The following is a 19014-nucleotide window of genomic DNA, read 5'->3' as shown; positions in this document are numbered from 1 at the left end:
AGAACGAAGGATTTCTCTCGCGTGTTTAGTTCCAGTACGAATGGTTCGTGCTCGAAAGGATGAAGGGAGACGGTCATGTCCAAATCGAAGAAGGTGGGTGTCTGGGTCGCGACGGTGCTGCTCGCGGTCGCGTTCCTGGGAGCGGGGAGCGCGAAGCTGACGGGGGTGGCGCCGGGTCCGGAGAACTTCGCGCGCTGGGGCTATCCCCTGTGGTTCCTGTACGTCACCGGGGCCATCGAGGTGTTGGCGGCGCTGCTGCTGCTCGTTCCGCGCACGGCGACCCTGGGCGCTGGCCTGGCGGCTGGCACCATGGTGGGCGCCGTGCTCACGCACTTGAAGGCGGGAGAGGCCTCGCATGTGGTCTCTCCCCTGGTCCTCCTGTCGCTTGCGGTGATCGTCGGTCTCGCTCGCCGGCACGAGGTGCTGCCGCCGTTCAATCGTCTTTTCGCCCGTGGAGGGCTCGATCGAGAGGTCCGGGCATGAACACGCGGAATGGGCGGATGGGGCAGATCCGCCGCTGAGCACCGGGCGCTACGGCTTGCCCAGCAGCTCGAGGGCCGAGGTGGTCAGCGTGGTGACGGCGGTGCGGAGCGTCCGCTCGCGGTCCGGAGCGAAGAGGGGGGAGTGGAGGGAGGGGAGCGCCTCGCCCGATGTCCGGGCCTCCGCGTGGCGCTTGGGCTCGACGGTGCCCACCCAGAGCAGCGCGGCGGGGACTCCGGCGAGGCCGTACTCGGAGAAGTCCTCGCCGCCCATGACGGGCTGGCCCTCGCGGACGTTCTCCGCGCCGAGCACCCGCGAGACGGCGTCGGCCAGCCGCTTCGTCAGCGCCGGATCATTGTAGGTGGCGGGAGTGCCCTCGGTGACGGACATCTCCGGCTTCCGGGGCGCGCCGGCCGCCAGGGCCTCGGCCTGGGCGATGCGCTCGATGCCGGCGAGCAGCTGCTTGCGGACCTCGGGCTTGTAGGAGCGCACGGTGAGCTGGAGCCTCACCTCGTCCGGGATGATGTTGTGCTTGGTGCCCCCGTGGATGGAGCCCACCGTCACCACCGCGGGCTCCAGCGGCGACTTCTCGCGGCTCACGAGCGTCTGTAGCGAGAGGATGGTGCGCGCCGCGAGCACGATGGGGTCCACCGTCGTGTGCGGATAGGCGCCGTGCCCGCCCTTGCCGTAGAGGGTGAGATCGACGGAGTCCACGCTCGCCAGGGCGTAGCCGGGCACGTATTCGATGGTGCCCGCCGCGGCGCTGGCGCTGTTGTGGATGGCGATGGCGAAGTCCGGCTTGGGGAAGCGCTTGTAGAGGCCATCCGAGAGCATCTTCCGCGCGCCGCTGCCCGTCTCCTCGGCCGGCTGGCCGACCAGCAGGACGGTGCCGCGCCAGCGGTCCTTCGACTTCGCGAGCAGGGTCGCGGTGCCCATCCAGGCGGTCATGTGGACGTCGTGCCCGCAGGCGTGCATCACCGGCACGGGCTGGCCGGTCTCGTCCTTCATCGTCGCCTTGCTGGCGTAGGGGAGCCCGGTCTTCTCCTCCACCGGCAGGCCATCCATGTCGGTGCGCAGCAGCACCGTGGGGCCCTTGCCATTGCGGAGGAGGGCCACCACACCGTGGCCGCCGACATTCTGGGTCACCTCGAAGCCGAGCTTGCGCAGGCGCTCGGCCAGCTTCGCCGAGGTCTTCTCCTCGCGCGAGGACAGCTCCGGGTTCTGGTGCAGCTCCCGGTAGAGGGCATCCAGCTCGGGGTAGAGCCCATCCAGGGGCTTGAGGACGGGGGAGGGGGCCTCGGCCGCCCGCGCGTCGGCCGGGGGCCAGGCGGTCGCGGTGAGGAGGAGGGCGAGGAGGGGGATGGATTTCACCGTGCTGTCTCCGGTCCGGGAAGAAGGGAGCCGAATACAGCACGGTGCCACCTGGACTGCCTACGGGTGGGTTACTTCAGGAGGCCTTCGGCCTTGAGGGCCGCCTGCACGTTGGGACGCGCCGCCACGCGGCCCTGGTGGGCCTGCACCCACGGGAACGGGGCGAGGTCCAGCTTGACGAAGCCAGCCCAGTTCGCGACGGTGAAGAGGTAGGCGTCGGCGACGGTGAACTGCTCGCCCATGAGGAAGGGACCCTTCTCGAGCGTGGCGCGCAGGTAGTCGAAGCGCTTGGCGAGGTTGTCGCGAACGATCTTCTTCGCATCCTCGGGGTAGGCGGGGTTGAAGAGGGGGCTGAAGCCCTTGTGCAGCTCGGTGCTGATGAAGTTGAGCCACTCCTGGAGGCGGTAGCGCTCCATGGTGCCGTTGGCCGGCGCCAGCTTCGCCTGGGGGGCCTTGTCGGCGATGTACTGAACGATGGCGGGGCCCTCGGTCAGGATGCTGCCGTCATCCAGCTGGAGCGTCGGGACGTAGCCCTTGGGGCTGATGGCGGTGAAGTCCTTGCCGGACTCGGTCTTCTTGGTGCGCAGGTCGACCTTCTCGATCTCGAAGGACACGCCCGCCTCGCGCAGGACGATGTGCGGCGACAGCGAGCAGGCACCGGGGGAGTAGTAGAGCTTCATGTTTCGCGAACTCCGTATTGTGTGTGCGCCTGTTTGTCCACCCAGGCGGCCGCCCACTTTGCACTTTTCCGGGGGCGCTCGCCACAGGTTGTTCGTGCCCGGCGTGAGCGGCTCGCGTGCCTTTCCCTATCAGCTTCGACCGTGACGACCACGTGTCGGCCTGTGTCGTGACACGGAATCTTTGGCTTGGGAGTGGATGACGAAGCCATTCACTGTTTCGTATGTATTCGCGTGCTCCCCATGAGGTATCAAGGAGATGACCTCGAGGCCGGTGGAGGTCATGGTCTGTACCGTCTGGAGCCCGCGACATGCACAGTGATTTCGGCACGAGGAGCCGTTTGATGAGACGATCGCTCAGCCAGCGATTGGGATTGACCCTGGGATGGGTGTCCGCCGGAGGCGCGGCGTTGTTGTCCCTTCCGAGCCACGCGGAGACGGCGCCTCCCAGCGTCATCTTCCTGCTGGACAACCATGAGTCCATGCAGGACTTCCCGCAGTTCCTGCCCGAGGTCAACGGAGACGCCGGAGCCGTGCCGAATCCTCCCGGTGTGGCGATGTCCGGTCAGTTCGGGGCCGATGGTTACGCGGGTCTCAACGTCGGTACGGGCTGCTCGGATCCGGCGCTGGTTTCGGCGATGAGCTGGTTCGACAAGAACAGCTCCGATCCGAAGCTCAACGGCTCCATTCCCTACGACAACGACGCCGACTTCGGCGCCACGCCCCAGTTCTTCGATCCGAACCTGTTCTATTCGTCGCGGGGTCGTCGCCTCTCGTGGGTGGTGGAGGAGACGCCGGCCTCGGTCTCCGTCGACTTCCGTACGACGAGCGGTACCTCGGACGCGATGTCCGCCTGCTGGGCCACGCTGAACTGGAAGGACGTGTACTGGAATTCGCCCGTCTTGAACGAGTGCATCTCCTGCGTGACGACGAAGGGCTGGTGGCGTGGCCCTCTCGTCACGCACCCCGCGGATTCCTCGACCTACGGAATGAATGGCCCCCTGCGTGCGCTCGACGAGCCGCCGCTTCCTCGAGAGGCGTTCCGCAAGTGGGTCGTCAGTGGCCGGGTGCTCAACGTGCGTCCGCCCAGGTTCGTGATTGCTCGCAAGATGCTCAAGGAGGTCATCGCCACCGCGAGCAACGTGCGCATGGGCGTGGCCACCTTCGGTCCGGATGCCGGCTGGTACGATCCGCCCCAGATGTTCGAGAAGCTGCGGCCGACCTGCGACAAGTCCTCGCCCGTCATCGATGAGGCATCGCTCAACCGGCCCCTTCTGATGCGGGCCGTCAACAAGACCGTGTTCCGCAACAACGAGCGCTCCATTGGCGAGGCGCTCTTCGGTCTCGGTGCCTACTTCTCCTCGCAGAAGGTGGACAACCGGTGGACGAGCTGGTTCCAGCAGCCTCTCAATCCTGGCTGGGGTTGGCCGGGTTGCTGCAACGGCGGCACGTATGACAACCCCAACACGGGCGGGGATGGGCGGTACTGGGGCGTGCAATCCGATGAGTGGCTCAAGACGGCCCAGCCCTGGGAGGGCACGGGTTTCGACAAGTCCGTCTGCGGTGACTCCCAGCGCAGTGCTGTCATCGTGGTGACGGGGGGCACTCCCACCTACGACAACACGGTGCCCATCACGAAGATGATGGACATCCTCAAGGCCAATGGTGCCCGGCACCCGAATGGTGCGCTGCTCACGTTCGATCCGGTCAACTCCGAGACGAACCCCAATCCGGGTGGCGTCAATTATTGCCACCTGTTCGGTGCAACCCAGGAGGACTGCGACTATACGGATTACAACTGGCCCACCGGTCTGGCGAAGACGAACAAGAACTTCATGGATGATGCGGCGTTCTTCCTGTCGCACGCGGACCTGCGGGGCGACATGCCCGGCAACCAGACGGTGCGCACGTTCGTCATTGGTTATGGCGACAGCAGCCCCATGCTCCAGAGCATCGCCCTGGCGGGCCAGGGCCGGTTCTATCGGGCGAACCAGCCGACGAGCCTGAAGGACGCCATCCTCTTCGCCCTGGGCGAGGTACAGGCTCCCTTCTGCGCCGCGCCGTGACGCTCGTGGCTTGAGACGGGCCAGGAGAGGGCGGAGTTGCCCTGTCCTGGCCTCCCTCCGCCCCTGACCGGGTTGTGACACGCCGTGTCAGCCTGAATGGTGGCATGCTGGTCTCCCACCGGGAGAGGGGTCTCATGGGCTACGTCGATACCTTTCGCAGCCTCGCCGAAGCGTTTCAGGAGGGTAGGGGGAACGGCGTTCTGGAGGACGGCCTCGTCCTGCATCAGCGCCGGTTCCGCTCCTCGGAGGCTCGGGAGGCTGTGGATACGGTGAGCCCCGGGGAACTCCCCGTGTCCGAGGCGGCGCTCGAGCCGGACTTCCTGCGCGGCCTGCTCCACCGGGATGACGGTGTCGAGGAGAACCTCGAGTTCCCCTACCGCATCGTCGCTCCGTCCGGATGCGAGCGGAGTGATCGGGGCGTGCTCCTCCTCCACGGGCTCAACGAGCGCCGCTGGGAGAAGTACCTGCCCTGGGCCAAGGCGCTCGCCGAGGGACTCGGGGCTCCCATCGTCCTCTTCCCCGTGGCCTTCCACATGGACCGCTCCCCCGCACTCTGGTCCGAGCCCAGGCCCATGCGGCAGTTGAGCCGCGAGCGTCTGCGCCGCATGCCGGAGCTCGAGGCCTCCAGCTTCGCCAACGCCGCCCTGAGCACCCGGCTCCATGCCCGCCCGGAGCGCTTCGTCTTGTCTGGACTGCGGACCTCGAAGGATCTCGCGCGCTTCTCGGACTGCGTCCGCCAGGGCCAGGAGCCGCTGCTCGCCCCCGACGCCCGGCTCGATTTCTTCGCCTACTCCATCGGCGCCTTCCTGGCCGAGGTCCTCCTCATGGGTGATGCCGAAGGGCGCTTCGCCGCGTCACGGCTGGTCACGTTCTGCGGGGGCTGCGTGCTCGCTCGGACCTCGCCCCTGTCCCGGGAGATCCTCGACAGCGCCGCCGCCCTCTCGTTGCACCGGTTCCTCGATGAGCTCGAGGCGCAGAAGCAGCTCCGGCCCGCCCTGGGCAGGTTGCTCTCCGAGGACTCCGTTGGCCGCGCCTTCCAGTCCATGGTTCATCCCGACCGCTACCGCCCCGAGCGCGAGACCGCACTCCAACGGCTCGGTTCCCGCATGGTCGCCATCTCGTTTCAAGGCGATCGGGTCATGCCCTCCGCAGCCGTGGCCGAGACCCTCTCCGGCTCCGGCGCCCACGTGGAGATCCTCGCTCCGCCGTATGACTACGAGCACTCGAATCCGTTCCCCGTGAACGGCGTCTCCGAGGTCGAGGTCGAACGCGCCTTCTCTTCCGTGTTCGGGCGCGCGGTGGAGTGGTTGAACGGGTGAACGGCTCGTTGATGCCGGGTTCTCCCGATACCCTCACCCTGTCCCTCTCCCAGAGGGAGAGGGGTTTTTGTTCTTGTTGCTGACCAGGTCTCTCAGGGTCGTTTGCTTCAGGCGGCGCTTCGCTTCCTTCTCCGGCAGCCCCGTGAAGTGCATCGCCAGCGCTACCTTCACCTCGCCCCTGGCTCGCTCCAGCAATCGCGCCGCCGCGGCGGGGGACAGGTCCGTCAGCTCCGCCACCATTCGGGTCGCCCTCGCCCGCAGTTTCTCGTTCGTGGGCCTCACGTCCACCATCCGCCCCCGGTACACCTTCCCCTGGGTCACGAAGGCCGCCGTGGTGAGGGCGTTCAGGATCAGCTTCGTCGCCGTTCCCGCCTTCAGCCGCGTGCTCCCCGCCACCAGCTCCGGTCCCGTCTCGGCCAGCAGCACGTGTTCCACCCGCACCCGCGGGCCCGGCCGGTTGCAGCACACCAGCACCGTGCGCGCTCCCCTCCGCCGCGCCTCCTCCAGCGCGCCCAGCACGAAGGGCGTCCGGGCGCTCGCGGAGATGCCGCACACCACGTCCCGAGATTCCACCCGCAGCCGGATCATCGACGCGGCTCCCGCTTCGGCGTCGTCCTCGGCGCCTTCCACCGCGTGCGTCATCGCCCGGCGTCCGCCGGCGATCACCGCTTGGACTTGTTGGGGAGATGCGCCGAACGTGGGCGGGCACTCGCTCGCGTCGAGCACCCCGAGGCGCCCGCTGGTGCCAGCTCCCACGTAGAGCAGGCGGCCACCCGCCCGCAATGCGTCCGATACGGCCCGCGCCACTCGCGCCACTTCACGCAACGCGGGACGGACCGCACGGACGGCGGCTTCGTCTTCTTGATGCAGACGGCGGACGACCTCCTCCGTGGAGACGAGGTCCAGGTCATCCGCCCGAGGATGCAGTCGCTCGGTGGGAGGAAGCGCGGTTCGTTTCGAGCGCGATCTTCCCACCTTCGACCTCACCGGCTTCCTCAGGCCGCCTTCGTCACCTTGCCCGCCTTGATGCAGCGGGTGCAGGCCAACACGCGCTCCGTCCGACCCTCGACGGACGCCCGGATCTTCTGAAGATTCGGGAGGGTCCGCTTCTTGGTCTTGTTGTTCGCGTGGCTGACGTTGTTGCCCACCAGCGGCCGCTTCCCGCAGATGTCACATTTCCAAGCCATGACTACAACTCCTTGAAATCAGGGGCGAATTGACGGCCCGCCCAAATGAGAGCGGCGGAACCTACCCACAAACCACCTGAAAATCCAGTCTGATCCGGCCTCAGCGCTTGAGGACGTCCTTCTTCTTCAGCATCTCCTGGACCAGGCGGGTTGCCCGCGCACCAGCCAGGAACTCTCCCTCGAGCCCCAGGCCGGGGAGGACCTCCCGCCCGGCCAGCAGCAGGTTCTTCGTGGGAGTGTGTTGCTTCAAACCGGTGACCCCCAGCTTCACTTCCGTGTCGAAGGTGTAGTGGGGGTGGGGCATGAGCCGGCTGCCGCGCACCGCGCCCGCGTCCAGGTAGGGGGCCGAGCGCACGATCCGCTTGTCCTTGGAGAAGGGCATCAGGCCGTCCAGGTGGGCGTCGATGCGCATGGCCAGGGACTGGAGATAGCCCTCGCCCAGGTCGCGCACGCTCGTGGGGACGAAGGCCCCGGCGCACACCACGCGCAGGGATGGATCCTCCTTGCCCTCGTGCGTCCGGGCGGGGTGCTGCTGGACGAGCAGCGGGCCCAGCTCGGCGTCCTCGGTGTCCACCAGCACCAACTCGCCCATGCCGCGCGGGAGCACCGCCTCGGGCAGCACCCAGTTCACCGCGAAGAGGAAGGACTTCGTGGTGGACAGGTCCAGGTGCTCGCTCAGGTTGCGGTGCTTCTTGCGATCGGTGATGAGCCGCCGCAGCGCCCCCGCGTCCGTGGCGGACACCAGGCACGCGGCCCGGTAGAGCGTGTCCGAGCGCAGCAGCTTCACCCCGGAGAAGCGGCCTCCGTCGAAGTGCAGCTCCTCCACCACGTAGGTGTCCGTGTTCTCGGGGCTGAGCAGATCTCCCCCGAGCTCGGTGAAGCGCTCGAAGAGCATCTTGCGCAGGCCATCGCGCCCGCCCGGGTAGCGCCAGGGCGTCTGTAGTGCCTGGGACAGGGGGCGCGTGCGCGCCAGGGGCGAGGAGGGCTGATCCAGGTGGGTGACGAAGGGCAGCAGGCCGCGCAGCAGCTTCGAGGGCTCGTCCTCTCCAGCCAGCCGCGGCTCCGTCTCCAGCCCCGGGTGCTGCCGCACGCGCTTGTTGAGGTTCCAGGACTCCATGAAGCCGTCCGGGGGCAGCGGCGGGGCTTCCTTGAGGAAGGCGTCCGAGGTCTCGTGCTGGGTCGCCGTGGCGGCGAGGTCCGCGAGGATGCGCTCGCCCTGGGCGTCGAACTCGCGGACGAGCTCGGCACGACGGCGGGCCGCGTCGGCGTGCAGATCCACCCGGTGGCGCGGCATCACCAGCTGCAGCTCCGGCACATGGGGCTGCTGGTGGCGATGGAGCGTGGTGGTGATGCCCAGCTCGGTGAAGGCCTCCTCCACCGCGGGCATCGTCTTGAGGGCCGGGGCAATGAAGGGGGCGTAGGGCAGCACGTAGCCGTCGTGCTCGTAGCCCGGGCCGGTACCGTCATGCTCCACCAGGAGCACGCTGTAGCCCCGCTTGGCGAGCAGCGCCGCGGCGAGCGCCCCGCCGAGCTGGCTGCCCAGAACGATCACGTCATAGACGTGCCGGGAGGGGGCAGTGGCGGAGGGGAGCGGCTTGGACCTGACGACGGGAGTGGCCATTGCGCCGCGCACACTACACACGTTGCCGTGGGCCCGGCAGCGCTTTCCCGCTAAAGGGGTTCAAAAAGGACCGGGAGAGGGAGCCGATGGCCGAGGGTCTTCGGGAGCGCAACAAGCGCGAGAAGCTGGAGCGGGCCAAGAAGGCGGCGCGGGAGTTGTTCGCCCGCCAGGGCTTCGAGGCCACCACCATCCGGCAGATCGCCGAGCACGCCGGCATCGGCCTGGGCACGCTCTACTCCTACGTCCAGACGAAGCATGAATTGTTGGATCTCGTCTTCCTCGACGACTGGGGGCGCGTGGAGGACGAGTCCTATGCCTCCCTCCCGGAGGACGCGGGTCTGGTGGATGCACTCCTGCACGTCTTCGGCAGGATGATGGACCACTACGCGCGCGACCCGGAGATGTCCCGCCTCTATGTCCGCGAGACCCTCTTCCCCGGAGCGGGCGACATGGGGCCCCGGTTGGAGCGTGGCCTGCGCGTCATCCAGCGAGTGGGCGGGCTCGTCGGGCGCGCCCAGCAGCGGGGTGAGGTGGACTCGCGGATCGAGCCCCTCTCCGCCGCCACCAACCTGTTCGGGCTGTACCTCTTCCACCTCTCCGCCTGGTTGAGCGGCATTCGAGGGCAGGAGGACACCCGGGCCGCCCTGCGCACCAGCCTGGAGCTTCAACTGCGCGGTCTCCGGCCCGACACCTCCCCCGGACGCAAGAGCCGGACTTGAGCCCGCCATCAGCTCCGCTCCAGGGGGCGCTGGATTTCCGAACGCGTTCAAATTAGAACATGTTCGGAAATGTCGGGGGTGTCACATGCGCGGAGCGGAGCGGAAGGTCCTGGTCATTGGCGGTGGCATTGGCGGGCTGACGGCGGCACTCGCCTTGCGGCGGAGCGGCTGGGAGGTGGAGGTGTTCGAGCAGGCGCCGCGACTGCGCGAGGTGGGCTCGGGGCTGATGCTCTCCCCCAACGCCATGCGCGTGCTGTTCGGGCTGGGGCTGCGGCACGTGGCGGAGCGGGGGGCGGAGATGACGCACTTCGAGATGTGCTCGTGGCGAGGGACTCCGCTCGTGCGGGGCAGCTCGGCGGAGCTTGGGTTCTGCGCGGATGCGCCGCCCACGTTGTTCCACCGCGCGGCCCTGCACGGGGCGCTGCACGAGGCACTCGGAAACGAAGGGGTGCACCTGGGGGCACGGCTGGCGCGCTTCGAGGACGATGGGCGCACCGTGAGGGCCTGGTTCGAGGATGGACGCGAGGCGCGTGGGGATGTGCTGGTGGGGGCGGACGGCCTGCGCTCGGTGGTACGTGCGCGGCTCCACCCGGGCGAGCCCCTGCGCTACGCCGGCTATCCGTGCTGGCGCGGCCTGGTGCGCTCCTTCGAGCACCCGGCGCTCCCTCGAGGCATCCTTCGCGAGACCCAGGGAGCGGGGGTCCGCTTCGCCGCGGGCTACGTGCGAGAGGACCTCGTCTACTGGTGGGCCACGGTCAACTGGCCCCAGGAGAAGCCCGTCCCCGGGGGCGACAAGGCCTTCCTGTTGGAGACCTTCCGGACGGCGCACGCCCCCATTTCCGAGCTCATCGCGGCCACGGATGAGGCGGATGTGCTCCGCAATGATCTCCATGACCGCCTGTCGCTCGAACGGTGGGGCGAGGGGAGGGTGTCGCTGCTGGGGGACGCCGCCCATCCGATGATGCCCAACCTGGGGCAGGGGGCGTGCTCTGCCATCGAGGACGCCGTCGTACTCGCCGCTGCGTTGGAGGAGACGGAGGACATCGCGAGCGGGCTGCGGCGCTACGAGGCCCGGCGTCAGTCGCGGACCTCCTGGTTGCAGCGGGGCTCGTGGATGTTCGGCGTCGTCGGGCAGTGGCAGAACCCGCTGGCGGTCTGGCTTCGCGAGCAGTCCATCCGGCTGACGCCCATGCGCGTCATGATGAAGCAGTACGAGCAGCTCTGGAACTGGCGGCTGGAAGCTGGCCGGTAGCGCGCTCTACGGCTGGGAGTCCTCGGAGGTGTCCACCGGGCGCCAGTCCGGAGTCTCCCTCGGTCCGGGCCGGCCCTGGAGCAGCTCGTGGGGGCGGAACGTCCCCTTGTAGCGCAGGGATGCACAGTCCTGGACGCGATAGCCCAGGTACACATGCGGGATGCCCCGCGCCCGCGCCAGCTCCACCTGGAACACCACGTTGGCCGAGCCCGGTGAGTACCTCGCATAGGCCGGGTCGTAGAAGAAGTACACCGCGCTCCAGGCGCGGGGCATCTCGTCGCAGATGCCCAGGCCCACCAGCCTCGGCCCACCCTCGGCGGTGTCGTCGTAGTAGGCCACCTCGCGCGCGGCCGGGTGGGGGAAGGCGAACTGGAGGAAGTAGTCGCGCGGGCCCAGCGGCGAGGCATCCCACTCGCGCGTCTGCTCGCGCTCCGCGTGCCAGGCGCGGTAGAGCGCCAGCCGCTCCTCGTCCACCCGGGGGGGCCCCACCTCCACGCGGAAGTGGGCACACGCGGCCCTCGCCCGGCGCTGGCTCCGGTTGGGCTTGAAGGTGTCCGTCGGCAGCCGCAGCGAGACGCACTGGTTGCACGCCTGGCACGCGGGACGGAAGTACATCGGCCCGAACCGGCGCCACCCGCGGAGGAGCATCCGCTCGTACTCCTCGGCGCTCACGTTCTGCATCACCAGCTGCTCCAGCGAGGAGAGCTGATCTGGCAGGTAGCTGCACGGGCCGGGGGCCTCGATGGTGTGTCCCAGGATGATCGCCATGGCGTCGCTTCGTTCCTGGGCGATGCCGGGCCCGCCGTCAAGCGGCTGAGCCCGGTGGGCTCGTTGCCTGGGCAGGTGGCGGGCAGGTTCTACGTGGGGAAGACCCTCACCCCAGCCCTCTCCCAGAGGGAGAGGGGGCATCCACGGTGAGGAACCTGGTTGGACCCTCTCCCGAAGGGAGAGGGGGGGACTTTCACAAGTCCTCGTCGCTCAGCACTGTGAGTCCGGACCGGGAGAGCAGGGCGGCTGTTACTCCCTGGCCTCGTACCACCACCCCGTCCACGTGCGTGCCCTGGGTCCCGCACGAGGGGCTACGCTCCTTCAGCAGCGCCACCTCCGCTCCGAAGCGCCGTGCCGCCGCCAGTGCCAGCTCCGCGCCTCGGCGGAAGGCCTCCGTCCGGTCCACTCCCGACTCCACCTCCGCCGCCCGCGCCCGTCCCGCCAGCACCTCGGCGCCCGCTCCGCCCTTCAGCTCCACCGCGGGCCGGGGAATGCCCAGCCCCGCTCCCGTCTCCGGGCACACGGGCACCACCTCCTTGCCCTCCAGCGCCCGCATCACCTTGTCCGAGCCCTTCGACTTCCCGTCGTACCGGCACGCCTCGCCCAGCAGGCACGCGCTCACCAGCACCACCCGCGCCTCGCGCAGCGCCGCCAGGCGCTCCTCTCGCGACAGCTCCTTCATCCCGGTTCCCCCGGGTTGCGCAGGCTCTGCTCGCCCACCGCCGGTCCCGCCGTCGTCACCACGCGCCCGGTCTCCAGCCGCACCGCCCCCGTGGCCACCAGCTTCACCACCAGCGCGTACAGCCGGTGCTCCTCCTTCAGGATGCGCGCCGTCAGCGCCGCCTCGTCATCCCCCGGCAGCACCGGCACCGCCGCCTGCGCGATGATGGGGCCCGTGTCCATGCCCGGATCCACGAAGTGCACCGTGCACCCGGCCACCTTCACCCCGCGCTCCAGCGCCTGCCGCTGTGCATGCAGCCCCGGGAAGGCCGGCAGCAGCGACGGGTGGATGTTCAGCACCCGCCCCGGGAAGCGTCCCAGGAAGTCCGCCCCCAGCAGCCGCATGAAGCCCGCCAGGCACACCCACTCCACGCCCGCCGACACCAGCGTCTCCACCAGCGCCTTCTCGAACTCCGGCCGCGAGCCGAAGGCCTTGTGATCCACCACCACCGCCGGCACCCCGGCCTTGCGCGCCCGCTCCAGCGCGAAGGCCGTGGGCACGTTGGACACCACCACCGCCACCTCGGCCGGGAAGTCCGGCCGGGCGCATGCGTCCAACAGGGCCTGCAGGTTGCTGCCACTGCCCGACACCAGCACGCCCAGCTTCGTCCGGCCGCTCATGGCTCGATGACCGCCGTCGCCTCTCCCTGGCCCGCCTCCACCCGGCCCACCTCCGCCGCCTCCACCCCGCGCGCCTTCAACGTCGCCAGCGCCGCCGGCACGTCCTCCTTCGCCACCACCGCGATGAGCCCCAGGCCCATGTTGAAGGTGTCGTACATCTCCTTGCGCTCGACGTTCCCCAGCTTCTGGATGAGCTCGAAGATGGCCGGACGCTTCCACGTCTTCTCGTCCAGCACCGCCCGCGTCCCGTCCGGCAGGCACCTGGGCAGGTTGCCCGGAATCCCACTGCCGGTGATGTGCGCGAAGCCCTTCACCTTCACCGCCTTCATCAGCGCCAGCGCGTCCTTCACGTAGATGCGCGTGGGCTCCAGCAGCGCGTCGGCCAGCGGGCGGTCCAACCCCTCGGGCACCGCGTCCAGCTTCAGCTTCGCGTCCTCCAGCAGCACCTTGCGCGCCAGCGAGTAGCCGTTGGAGTGCAGGCCGGACGAGCTCAGTCCGATGAGCGCGTCCCCGGGCGCCACGCTCTTGCCGTCGATGATCTCCGAGCGCTCCACCACGCCCACGCAGAAGCCGGCCAGGTCGTACTCGCCCCGCGCGTAGAAGCCCGGCATCTCCGCCGTCTCCCCGCCCAGCAGCGTGCACCCCGCCTGCTCACAGCCCTGCGCGATGCCCTTCACCACCTCGGCCGCGTCCTCCACCTCCAGCCGCCCCGTGGCGAAGTAGTCCAGGAAGAAGAGCGGCTCCGCCCCGCACGTGAGGATGTCGTTCACCGACATGGCCACCAGATCGATGCCCACCGTCCCGTGCCGGCCCGCCTGGAAGGCCACCTTCAGCTTGGTGCCCACTCCATCCGTGCCCGCCACCAGCACCGGCTCCCGGTACTTGCCCGGCGGAAGGGCGAACAGCCCTCCGAATCCTCCCACCCCGGCCACCACCTCTGGCCTCACCGTCCGCGCCGCATAGGGCTTGATGCGCTCCACGAACGCATCGCCCGCCTCGATGTCCACTCCCGACTGCTTGTAGGTCGTTCCCACGGCCGCGCCTTCTAGCGGCTTCCCCCGCTGCTTGTCTCGGTCGCAAGCACCCCGGGTGTCACATTCGCGTCGCCCTGGACGTCTCACGGTCCGAGGGTAGGCGCGTGGATGACACTCGGGGCGCGGAAGACACTGGCGCGCGGACGGAATTTGACCCTGTCGATGGGGGCGGCTTAACTCGCCCTACGATGGGCGCCGAGGAAACCCTCTTTCAACGTTTCGGCAAGGAGTTCTCGAAGGGCACGGTCCTCTTCCGCGAGGGGGAGCCGGGCAAGGAGATGTTCGTCATCCAGTCCGGGAGGATCGCCATCTCCAAGCGTGTGCGCGACGTGGAGAAGGTCCTGGCGGTGCTCGGGCCCGGGGAGTTCTTCGGGGAGATGTCCATCATCTCCAACAGGCCGCGCAACGCCACGGCCACCGTCAGCGAGGACGCCAAGCTGCTGGTCATCGACCCCAAGACGTTCGAGGGGATGATCCGCGGCAACGCGGAGATCGCCGTGCGGATGATCAAGAAGCTGGCCGAGCGCCTGTCCGAGGCGGACGCGCAGATCGAGAACCTGCTGCACTCGGATCCCGCGGGCCGGGTGGTGCACCTCGTCCTCCAGGCGTGCCAGACGCGCGGGCGGGCCATGGAGGAGGGGGTGGAGATCGAACTACCCTTGAAGGATCTGCCCCGGCAGATCGGCGTGGGCGAGCCGGCCATCCGCAACATCCTGGACCGGTTGGAGCGGGCCGGGCTGGTGGAGCGCTCCGGTGACAGGCTCACCGTCCATGATACGGCCCGCCTCCACGACTTCCTCCGATACCTGGAGATGAAGTGGAAGTTCGGAGATCTCTAGCGTGAAGCTCCAGGTCCTCGGCTGCCATGGCGGTGAGTTGCCCTCGTGCCGTACCACGTGCTTCCTCGTGGACGACGTGCTCGCGCTCGACGCGGGCGCGCTCACGAGCTCCCTCACGCTCGAGCAGCTGTGCAAGGTGGACGACATCCTCGTCGGGCACAGCCACTTCGATCACGTGAAGGATCTGCCGCTGATGGCGGATCTGATCATCGGCCGGCGCGACAAGCCGCTCACCATCCACGCCTCGCGCGAGTGTGCCCGGGCCCTGCGCGAGAACATGTTCAACAACGCGCTCTGGCCGGACTTCACGCGCATCCCCACGCGCAAGGAGCCGGTGCTGCGCATCAAGCCCTTCCGGGCCGGTAGCACCTTCCAGGTGGGGCCCTACACGGTGCAGTCCATCCCCGTGCACCACCCGGTGGAGTCCTGCGGCTTCGTGATTACCCGCGGCCGGACCTCGCTGGGCATGAGCGGCGACACCGGCCCCACCGACAAGCTGTGGAAGGTGCTCAACCAGACGCCCACCCTCAAGGCGTTCCTGGTGGAGACGAGCTTCCCCAACGCGCTGCAGCATCTGGCGGACGTGTCCGGCCACCTCACCCCGCGCACGCTCGGGAGCGAGCTGGCCAAGTTCAACCGCAACGGCTGCGCCGTGCTCATCTACCACCTCAAGCCGGCCTTCATTCAGCCCCTGAAGAAGGAGCTGGCGGAGATGCCGGTGGAGGTGCTGGAGCTGGGCGACACCTTCGAGTTCTAGTCGCCCCCGGGAAAGGGGGCTCGGATGGGAGTTGACGGCCCCCGGCAAGTGGGATTAACCCGGCCCCTCCCATGGCCTGGTTCTCCAAGAAGCCCCGTATCGCCACCGCCCCCGAGCCCGTCGAAGCCCCCAGCCGCATGCAGGGGCTCTGGGCCAAGTGCGAGAACTGCGACGAGATCATCTACCGGCAGGAGTTGGAGAAGAACCTCAACGTCTGCCCGCACTGCGATCACCACCTGCCCTGGCCGGCGCGTGCCCGCCTGGCCTCCCTGTTGGATCCCGACAGCTTCGAGGAGTTCGACAAGGAGCTGGAGCCGCAGGACCCGCTCACCTTCACGGACACGAAGAAGTACAAGGACCGGCTCCGCTCCACGCGCAAGTCGCTCGGCGAGAACGACGCCTTCGTCTCCGGCGTGGGCCGCATCGAGGGCAAGCCGGTGTCCATCGGCTGCTTCGTCTTCGAGTTCATGGGCGGCTCCATGGGCTCGGTGGTGGGTGAGAAGGTCACCCGCGTCTTCGAGCGCGCCTACGATCTCAAGTGCCCGGCCATCGTCTTCTCGGCCTCGGGCGGCGCTCGCATGCAGGAGGGCATCTTCTCCCTCATGCAGATGGCCAAGACGAGCGCGGCCATCGCCCGCTTCCGCAACGTGGGCAAGCCCTACGTCTCGGTGCTGCTGCACCCCACCACTGGCGGCGTGGCGGCCTCCTTCGCCTGGCTGGGCGACTTCATCCTCGCCGAGCCCAAGGCCCTCATCGGTTTCGCTGGCCCGCGCGTCATCGAGCAGACCATCCGCCAGAAGCTCCCCGAGGGCTTCCAGCGCTCCGAGTTCCTCGTCGAGCACGGAATGATCGACGCCATCGTCCCGCGCAAGGAGCTGCGCGCGGCGCTGGGACAGGTGCTCGGCCTGCTCGGGTAGCACCTCGCGCCATGACGCTGCCCCGGACGCCGGCGGAGGCCCTGGAGTTCTTCTCCCGGCTCAGCCCCTCCAGCATCAAGCTCGGCCTCGAGCGCGTCCAGGAGACGCTGGAGGCGCTCGGCCATCCCGAGCGCCGCCATCCCGCGCTCCACGTCGCTGGCACCAACGGCAAGGGCAGCACCTGCGCGTTCTCGTCCGCGGCCCTCCACGCCGCGGGCCACCGGGTGGGGCTCTACACCTCGCCCCACCTGGTGCGCGTCAACGAGCGCATCCGCGTGGACGGGGTGGAGATCGCGGACGAGGTGTTCGGCCGCCGCATCCTGGAGGTGCTCGAGCGGCATCCGGCCGCGGCCACCTCGCTCACGTACTTCGAGTTCGGCACCGTGGTGGCCTTCTGGCACTTCGCCCAGGAGGCCGTGGACGTGGCCGTGGTGGAAGTGGGCCTGGGCGGGCGACTGGATGCCACCAGCGCATGCCAGCCGCTCGTCACCGCCATCACCCCGGTGTCGTTCGACCACATGGAGTACCTGGGCAACACGCTGGGAGCCATCGCCGGGGAGAAGGCCGGCATCCTCAAGCCGGGCGTGCCCGTGGTGGTGAGCCGTCAGGAGCCCGAGGCCCTCGCCGCCATCGAGCGCAGGGCAGGGGAGGTGGGGGCGCCTTTGCTCCTCGAAGGCCGCGACTTCTCCATGGTCGCCCGCCCGGAGGGCGGCCTGTCCTATGCGGGACCGGGCCTCTCCCTGGAGGGCCTCACCTTGGGGCTGCGCGGGGAGCACCAGCGGCAGAACGCGGCGGTGGCGCTCGCCGCCCTGGAGCTGCTCTCCACGCGAGGGGTGCCCGTCTCCCCGGAGGCCCTGCGGACGGGACTCGCCGGGGCTCGCTGGCCGGGGCGCCTGGAAGAGCTTGGTGGCCAGCCCCCGGTGTTGCTGGACGGCGCCCACAACCCCGCCGGCGTCGAGGTGCTGCTCGCTGGCTTGCGTTCCCTCTACGCGGGACGCCGCGTCCACTGCGTCTTCGGCGTGGTGGCCGACAAGGACCGAGGACCGATGCTGCGGGCGCTCCTGCCAAGCTGTACCTCGGTACACCTCACTCCGCTCGACACCCCTCGCTCGTTGCCTCCGGAGCGCTACCTCGACGAGGCACGTGCCCTCTGTGCGGACGTGTACGCGTATCCGTCGCTGGACGATGCAATGGCCGGAGCTCGCGGGCGAGCGGCTCCCGGTGACGTCATCCTGTGCACCGGTTCACTGTTCCTGGTGGGTTCCATACGTGCCAGGCTCGGTGGAAACCTTGGCGCATTGCATCACAGTCCGTAGATTCAAGGTATGCGTTTGCCGGACTGGAGAGCGGCGACCCCGACGGGGCCCCATACACCGACGATCGATGAGCTCGACTTCCGCTCGCTCTACCAGAAGACGAAGTACGTGGTGGAGACGGCCGATGGCTGGTCGCTGGTCATCACGCGCTACCGGCCGGTGAAGCAGCCCTTCGCGCAGCCCCTGTTCGGCGAGCCCCTGCTGCTGGTGAATGGCTTCTCCCAGAACCGGCATGCCTGGACCAGCGGCCAGTTCGTCAAGAACCTGCTCTTCTTCGGGGTGGACATCCACATCCTGGAGCTGCGCGGACACGGCAAGAGCTCCATCGAGTTCCAGAAGGAGCGCTGCGCGCGCTTCCGCCGGCCCCTGCCGCCGGACCTGGACTACGGCTGGGACATCGACAGCTACTTCCTCTACGACCTGCCGGCCGCGGTGTCGGGGGTGAAGCGCATCACCCGGCGCGAGCGGATCTTCTACTGTGGCCACTCCATGGGCGGGATGCTCGGCTACGGCTACGCCGGCATCCACGATGACTTCGAGGGCCTCATCACCATCGGCGCTCCGGCGGACCTGGGCCGGGGCATCATGCTGCTGCGGATGCTGGCGCTGTGGACTCCGGCGATGGGATCGGCCATCGACCTGGCGATCGCGGGCCTCAACCTGGAGGAGAAGGTGGGGCACACGGGGCGGATCCTGCTCGCCAAGGGCGCCTCCGTCCTCAACGAGGGATTGGCCCGGTGGCTGGAGCCCAAGGAGGGGCCTCGGCAACGCCAGTTCCACTACATCCCGGTGGATGACTGGCTGAAGTTCGCCGAGAAGCAGCTCGCCCGTGCCGAGGACCATCCGCTCTTCAACCGGCTCGCCACCCGCATCAACCGGCTGAGCAACCCCGCGCGTGTCAGCGCCCAGGACGTGCGCTGGCTGCTGCGCGAGGGTGGGGAGCGCGAGCCGCGCAAGGTGGTGGAGCAGTTCGCCAGGTGGATCCGCCGCGGGGAGATGGTCTGCTACCGCACCGGGTTCGACTTCAAGCGGGGCTTCTCGAAGATCCACATCCCCATGGCCATCATCTTCGGTGACATGGATCCGCTGGCGTCCGTGGAGTCCACCCGGAGCGTGTACCACTCGGCCCAGAGCGAGTACCTGTTGTGGCGGCCGGTGAAGGGCAACAGCCACATCGAGCTGACGATGGGGCACGACATCCGGCAGATCTGCTACGACATCAAGAACCTCATCGAGTACGCGCGCACCCACCGCAACCGCACGCCCGCGCTGCCCCGGTTGAGGTGAGCAGTCACTCGCGTTGCCTGGGCGGCATCGTGCTCGTTATAGGAGCGCTGGAAAGTTGGAGCC

Annotated in this window: 19 protein-coding genes; 10 read left to right on the top strand and 9 right to left on the bottom strand. The window is 68.7% G+C overall.

The genetic code is table 11. From position 1 onward, the window contains the following. Positions 1 to 75: 75 nt before the first annotated feature. Positions 76 to 483, top strand: a complete 408-nt coding sequence (locus NR810_RS25135; protein WP_257455965.1) for a DoxX family protein — start codon at positions 76 to 78, stop codon at positions 481 to 483. Positions 484 to 531: 48 nt separating this feature from the next. On the opposite strand, the gene NR810_RS25130 is transcribed toward NR810_RS25135, so the two are convergent. Together NR810_RS25130 and gstA are read right to left on the bottom strand one after the other, a co-directional pair. After that, positions 532 to 1851: an amidohydrolase gene (locus tag NR810_RS25130; protein WP_257455963.1), complete on the bottom strand. Its 1320-nt coding sequence runs from the start codon at positions 1849 to 1851 to the stop codon at positions 532 to 534. Positions 1852 to 1922: 71 nt separating this feature from the next. Further along, positions 1923 to 2531 carry a glutathione transferase GstA gene (gene gstA, locus NR810_RS25125; RefSeq protein WP_257455962.1) on the bottom strand — a complete coding sequence of 203 codons (609 nt, stop codon included), beginning with the start codon at positions 2529 to 2531 and terminating at the stop codon, positions 1923 to 1925. A gap of 341 nt (positions 2532 to 2872) precedes the next feature. Here gstA and NR810_RS25120 point away from each other — a divergent pair, with 341 nt between their 5' ends. Continuing rightward, a complete protein-coding gene (locus tag NR810_RS25120) occupies positions 2873 to 4594 on the top strand; it encodes a hypothetical protein (protein WP_257455960.1) in 1722 nt (573 codons plus the stop codon). A 104-nt stretch (positions 4595 to 4698) separates the two neighbouring features. Further along, positions 4699 to 5913, top strand: a complete 1215-nt coding sequence (locus NR810_RS25115) for a DUF6051 family protein (RefSeq protein WP_306818502.1) — start codon at positions 4699 to 4701, stop codon at positions 5911 to 5913. 33 nt (positions 5914 to 5946) lie between these two features. Here the strand turns inward: NR810_RS25115 and murQ are convergent, their stop codons facing one another. The 3 genes from murQ to NR810_RS25100 all read right to left on the bottom strand — a co-directional run bounded on the left by murQ (position 5947) and on the right by NR810_RS25100 (position 8721). Further along, positions 5947 to 6888 carry an N-acetylmuramic acid 6-phosphate etherase gene (gene murQ, locus NR810_RS25110; protein WP_257455958.1) on the bottom strand — a complete coding sequence of 314 codons (942 nt, stop codon included), beginning with the start codon at positions 6886 to 6888 and terminating at the stop codon, positions 5947 to 5949. 20 nt (positions 6889 to 6908) lie between these two features. Beyond that, positions 6909 to 7100: a 50S ribosomal protein L28 gene (gene rpmB, locus NR810_RS25105; RefSeq protein WP_043403428.1), complete on the bottom strand. Its 192-nt coding sequence runs from the start codon at positions 7098 to 7100 to the stop codon at positions 6909 to 6911. A gap of 100 nt (positions 7101 to 7200) precedes the next feature. Next, positions 7201 to 8721, bottom strand: coding sequence for an NAD(P)-binding protein (locus NR810_RS25100; protein ID WP_257455952.1), 1521 nt, complete (start codon positions 8719 to 8721; stop codon positions 7201 to 7203). 86 nt (positions 8722 to 8807) lie between these two features. Here NR810_RS25100 and NR810_RS25095 point away from each other — a divergent pair, with 86 nt between their 5' ends. Further along, positions 8808 to 9440: a TetR/AcrR family transcriptional regulator gene (locus tag NR810_RS25095; RefSeq protein WP_257455951.1), complete on the top strand. Its 633-nt coding sequence runs from the start codon at positions 8808 to 8810 to the stop codon at positions 9438 to 9440. Between the two features lie 85 nt (positions 9441 to 9525). Beyond that, the gene (locus tag NR810_RS25090; RefSeq protein WP_257455950.1) at positions 9526 to 10692 is read left to right on the top strand and encodes an FAD-dependent monooxygenase; all 1167 of its coding nucleotides are present in this window, start codon (positions 9526 to 9528) and stop codon (positions 10690 to 10692) included. Between the two features lie 6 nt (positions 10693 to 10698). On the opposite strand, the gene NR810_RS25085 is transcribed toward NR810_RS25090, so the two are convergent. From NR810_RS25085 to purM, 4 genes are all read right to left on the bottom strand, one after another. Continuing rightward, positions 10699 to 11460, bottom strand: coding sequence for an arginyltransferase (locus tag NR810_RS25085; RefSeq protein WP_257455949.1), 762 nt, complete (start codon positions 11458 to 11460; stop codon positions 10699 to 10701). A gap of 193 nt (positions 11461 to 11653) precedes the next feature. Further along, complete coding sequence (locus tag NR810_RS25080; protein WP_257455947.1) at positions 11654 to 12142, bottom strand: DUF523 domain-containing protein; 489 nt, start codon at positions 12140 to 12142, stop codon at positions 11654 to 11656. Then, positions 12139 to 12801, bottom strand: a complete 663-nt coding sequence (gene purN / locus NR810_RS25075; RefSeq protein ID WP_257455946.1) for a phosphoribosylglycinamide formyltransferase — start codon at positions 12799 to 12801, stop codon at positions 12139 to 12141. The genes NR810_RS25080 and purN overlap by 4 nt, the downstream gene beginning before the upstream one ends. Next, positions 12798 to 13835 (bottom strand): phosphoribosylformylglycinamidine cyclo-ligase, encoded by a 1038-nt coding sequence (gene purM, locus NR810_RS25070; RefSeq protein ID WP_257455945.1) that lies wholly within the window; start codon positions 13833 to 13835, stop codon positions 12798 to 12800. The genes purN and purM overlap by 4 nt, the downstream gene beginning before the upstream one ends. A gap of 188 nt (positions 13836 to 14023) precedes the next feature. Here purM and NR810_RS25065 point away from each other — a divergent pair, with 188 nt between their 5' ends. The 5 genes from NR810_RS25065 to NR810_RS25045 all read left to right on the top strand — a co-directional run bounded on the left by NR810_RS25065 (position 14024) and on the right by NR810_RS25045 (position 18951). Continuing rightward, a complete protein-coding gene (locus NR810_RS25065; protein ID WP_257455944.1) occupies positions 14024 to 14674 on the top strand; it encodes a Crp/Fnr family transcriptional regulator in 651 nt (216 codons plus the stop codon). A 1-nt stretch (position 14675) separates the two neighbouring features. Then, a complete protein-coding gene (locus NR810_RS25060) occupies positions 14676 to 15431 on the top strand; it encodes an MBL fold metallo-hydrolase (RefSeq protein WP_257455943.1) in 756 nt (251 codons plus the stop codon). Positions 15432 to 15502: 71 nt separating this feature from the next. Further along, positions 15503 to 16348 carry an acetyl-CoA carboxylase, carboxyltransferase subunit beta gene (gene accD / locus NR810_RS25055; protein WP_257455942.1) on the top strand — a complete coding sequence of 282 codons (846 nt, stop codon included), beginning with the start codon at positions 15503 to 15505 and terminating at the stop codon, positions 16346 to 16348. An 11-nt stretch (positions 16349 to 16359) separates the two neighbouring features. Next, positions 16360 to 17664, top strand: coding sequence for a bifunctional folylpolyglutamate synthase/dihydrofolate synthase (locus NR810_RS25050; RefSeq protein ID WP_257455941.1), 1305 nt, complete (start codon positions 16360 to 16362; stop codon positions 17662 to 17664). 9 nt (positions 17665 to 17673) lie between these two features. After that, positions 17674 to 18951, top strand: coding sequence for an alpha/beta hydrolase (locus tag NR810_RS25045; RefSeq protein WP_257455940.1), 1278 nt, complete (start codon positions 17674 to 17676; stop codon positions 18949 to 18951). Positions 18952 to 19014: the final 63 nt, after the last annotated feature.

It is taken from the genome of Archangium lipolyticum (assembly GCF_024623785.1).
Classification (GTDB): domain Bacteria; phylum Myxococcota; class Myxococcia; order Myxococcales; family Myxococcaceae; genus Archangium; species Archangium lipolyticum.
Note: the sequence above shows the minus strand (reverse complement) of the source record. Positions and strands in the feature narration are given on the sequence as shown.

Bases quoted from the DNA above. Each gene is read 5' to 3' on its own strand.
- NR810_RS25065 (WP_257455944.1), top strand. From the start codon at position 14,024: ATGGGCGCCGAGGAAACCCTCTTTCAACGTTTCGGCAAGGAGTTCTCG.
- NR810_RS25090 (WP_257455950.1), top strand. From the start codon at position 9,526: ATGCGCGGAGCGGAGCGGAAGGTCCTGGTCATTGGCGGTGGCATTGGC.
- rpmB (WP_043403428.1), bottom strand. From the start codon at position 7,100: ATGGCTTGGAAATGTGACATCTGCGGGAAGCGGCCGCTGGTGGGCAAC.
- NR810_RS25135 (WP_257455965.1), top strand. From the start codon at position 76: ATGTCCAAATCGAAGAAGGTGGGTGTCTGGGTCGCGACGGTGCTGCTC.
- NR810_RS25095 (WP_257455951.1), top strand. From the start codon at position 8,808: ATGGCCGAGGGTCTTCGGGAGCGCAACAAGCGCGAGAAGCTGGAGCGG.
- NR810_RS25115 (WP_306818502.1), top strand. From the start codon at position 4,699: ATGCTGGTCTCCCACCGGGAGAGGGGTCTCATGGGCTACGTCGATACC.
- NR810_RS25085 (WP_257455949.1), bottom strand. From the start codon at position 11,460: ATGGCGATCATCCTGGGACACACCATCGAGGCCCCCGGCCCGTGCAGC.
- accD (WP_257455942.1), top strand. From the start codon at position 15,503: ATGGCCTGGTTCTCCAAGAAGCCCCGTATCGCCACCGCCCCCGAGCCC.
- NR810_RS25100 (WP_257455952.1), bottom strand. From the start codon at position 8,721: ATGGCCACTCCCGTCGTCAGGTCCAAGCCGCTCCCCTCCGCCACTGCC.
- NR810_RS25050 (WP_257455941.1), top strand. From the start codon at position 16,360: ATGACGCTGCCCCGGACGCCGGCGGAGGCCCTGGAGTTCTTCTCCCGG.
- NR810_RS25120 (WP_257455960.1), top strand. From the start codon at position 2,873: ATGAGACGATCGCTCAGCCAGCGATTGGGATTGACCCTGGGATGGGTG.
- NR810_RS25080 (WP_257455947.1), bottom strand. From the start codon at position 12,142: ATGAAGGAGCTGTCGCGAGAGGAGCGCCTGGCGGCGCTGCGCGAGGCG.
- NR810_RS25045 (WP_257455940.1), top strand. From the start codon at position 17,674: ATGCGTTTGCCGGACTGGAGAGCGGCGACCCCGACGGGGCCCCATACA.
- purN (WP_257455946.1), bottom strand. From the start codon at position 12,801: ATGAGCGGCCGGACGAAGCTGGGCGTGCTGGTGTCGGGCAGTGGCAGC.
- gstA (WP_257455962.1), bottom strand. From the start codon at position 2,531: ATGAAGCTCTACTACTCCCCCGGTGCCTGCTCGCTGTCGCCGCACATC.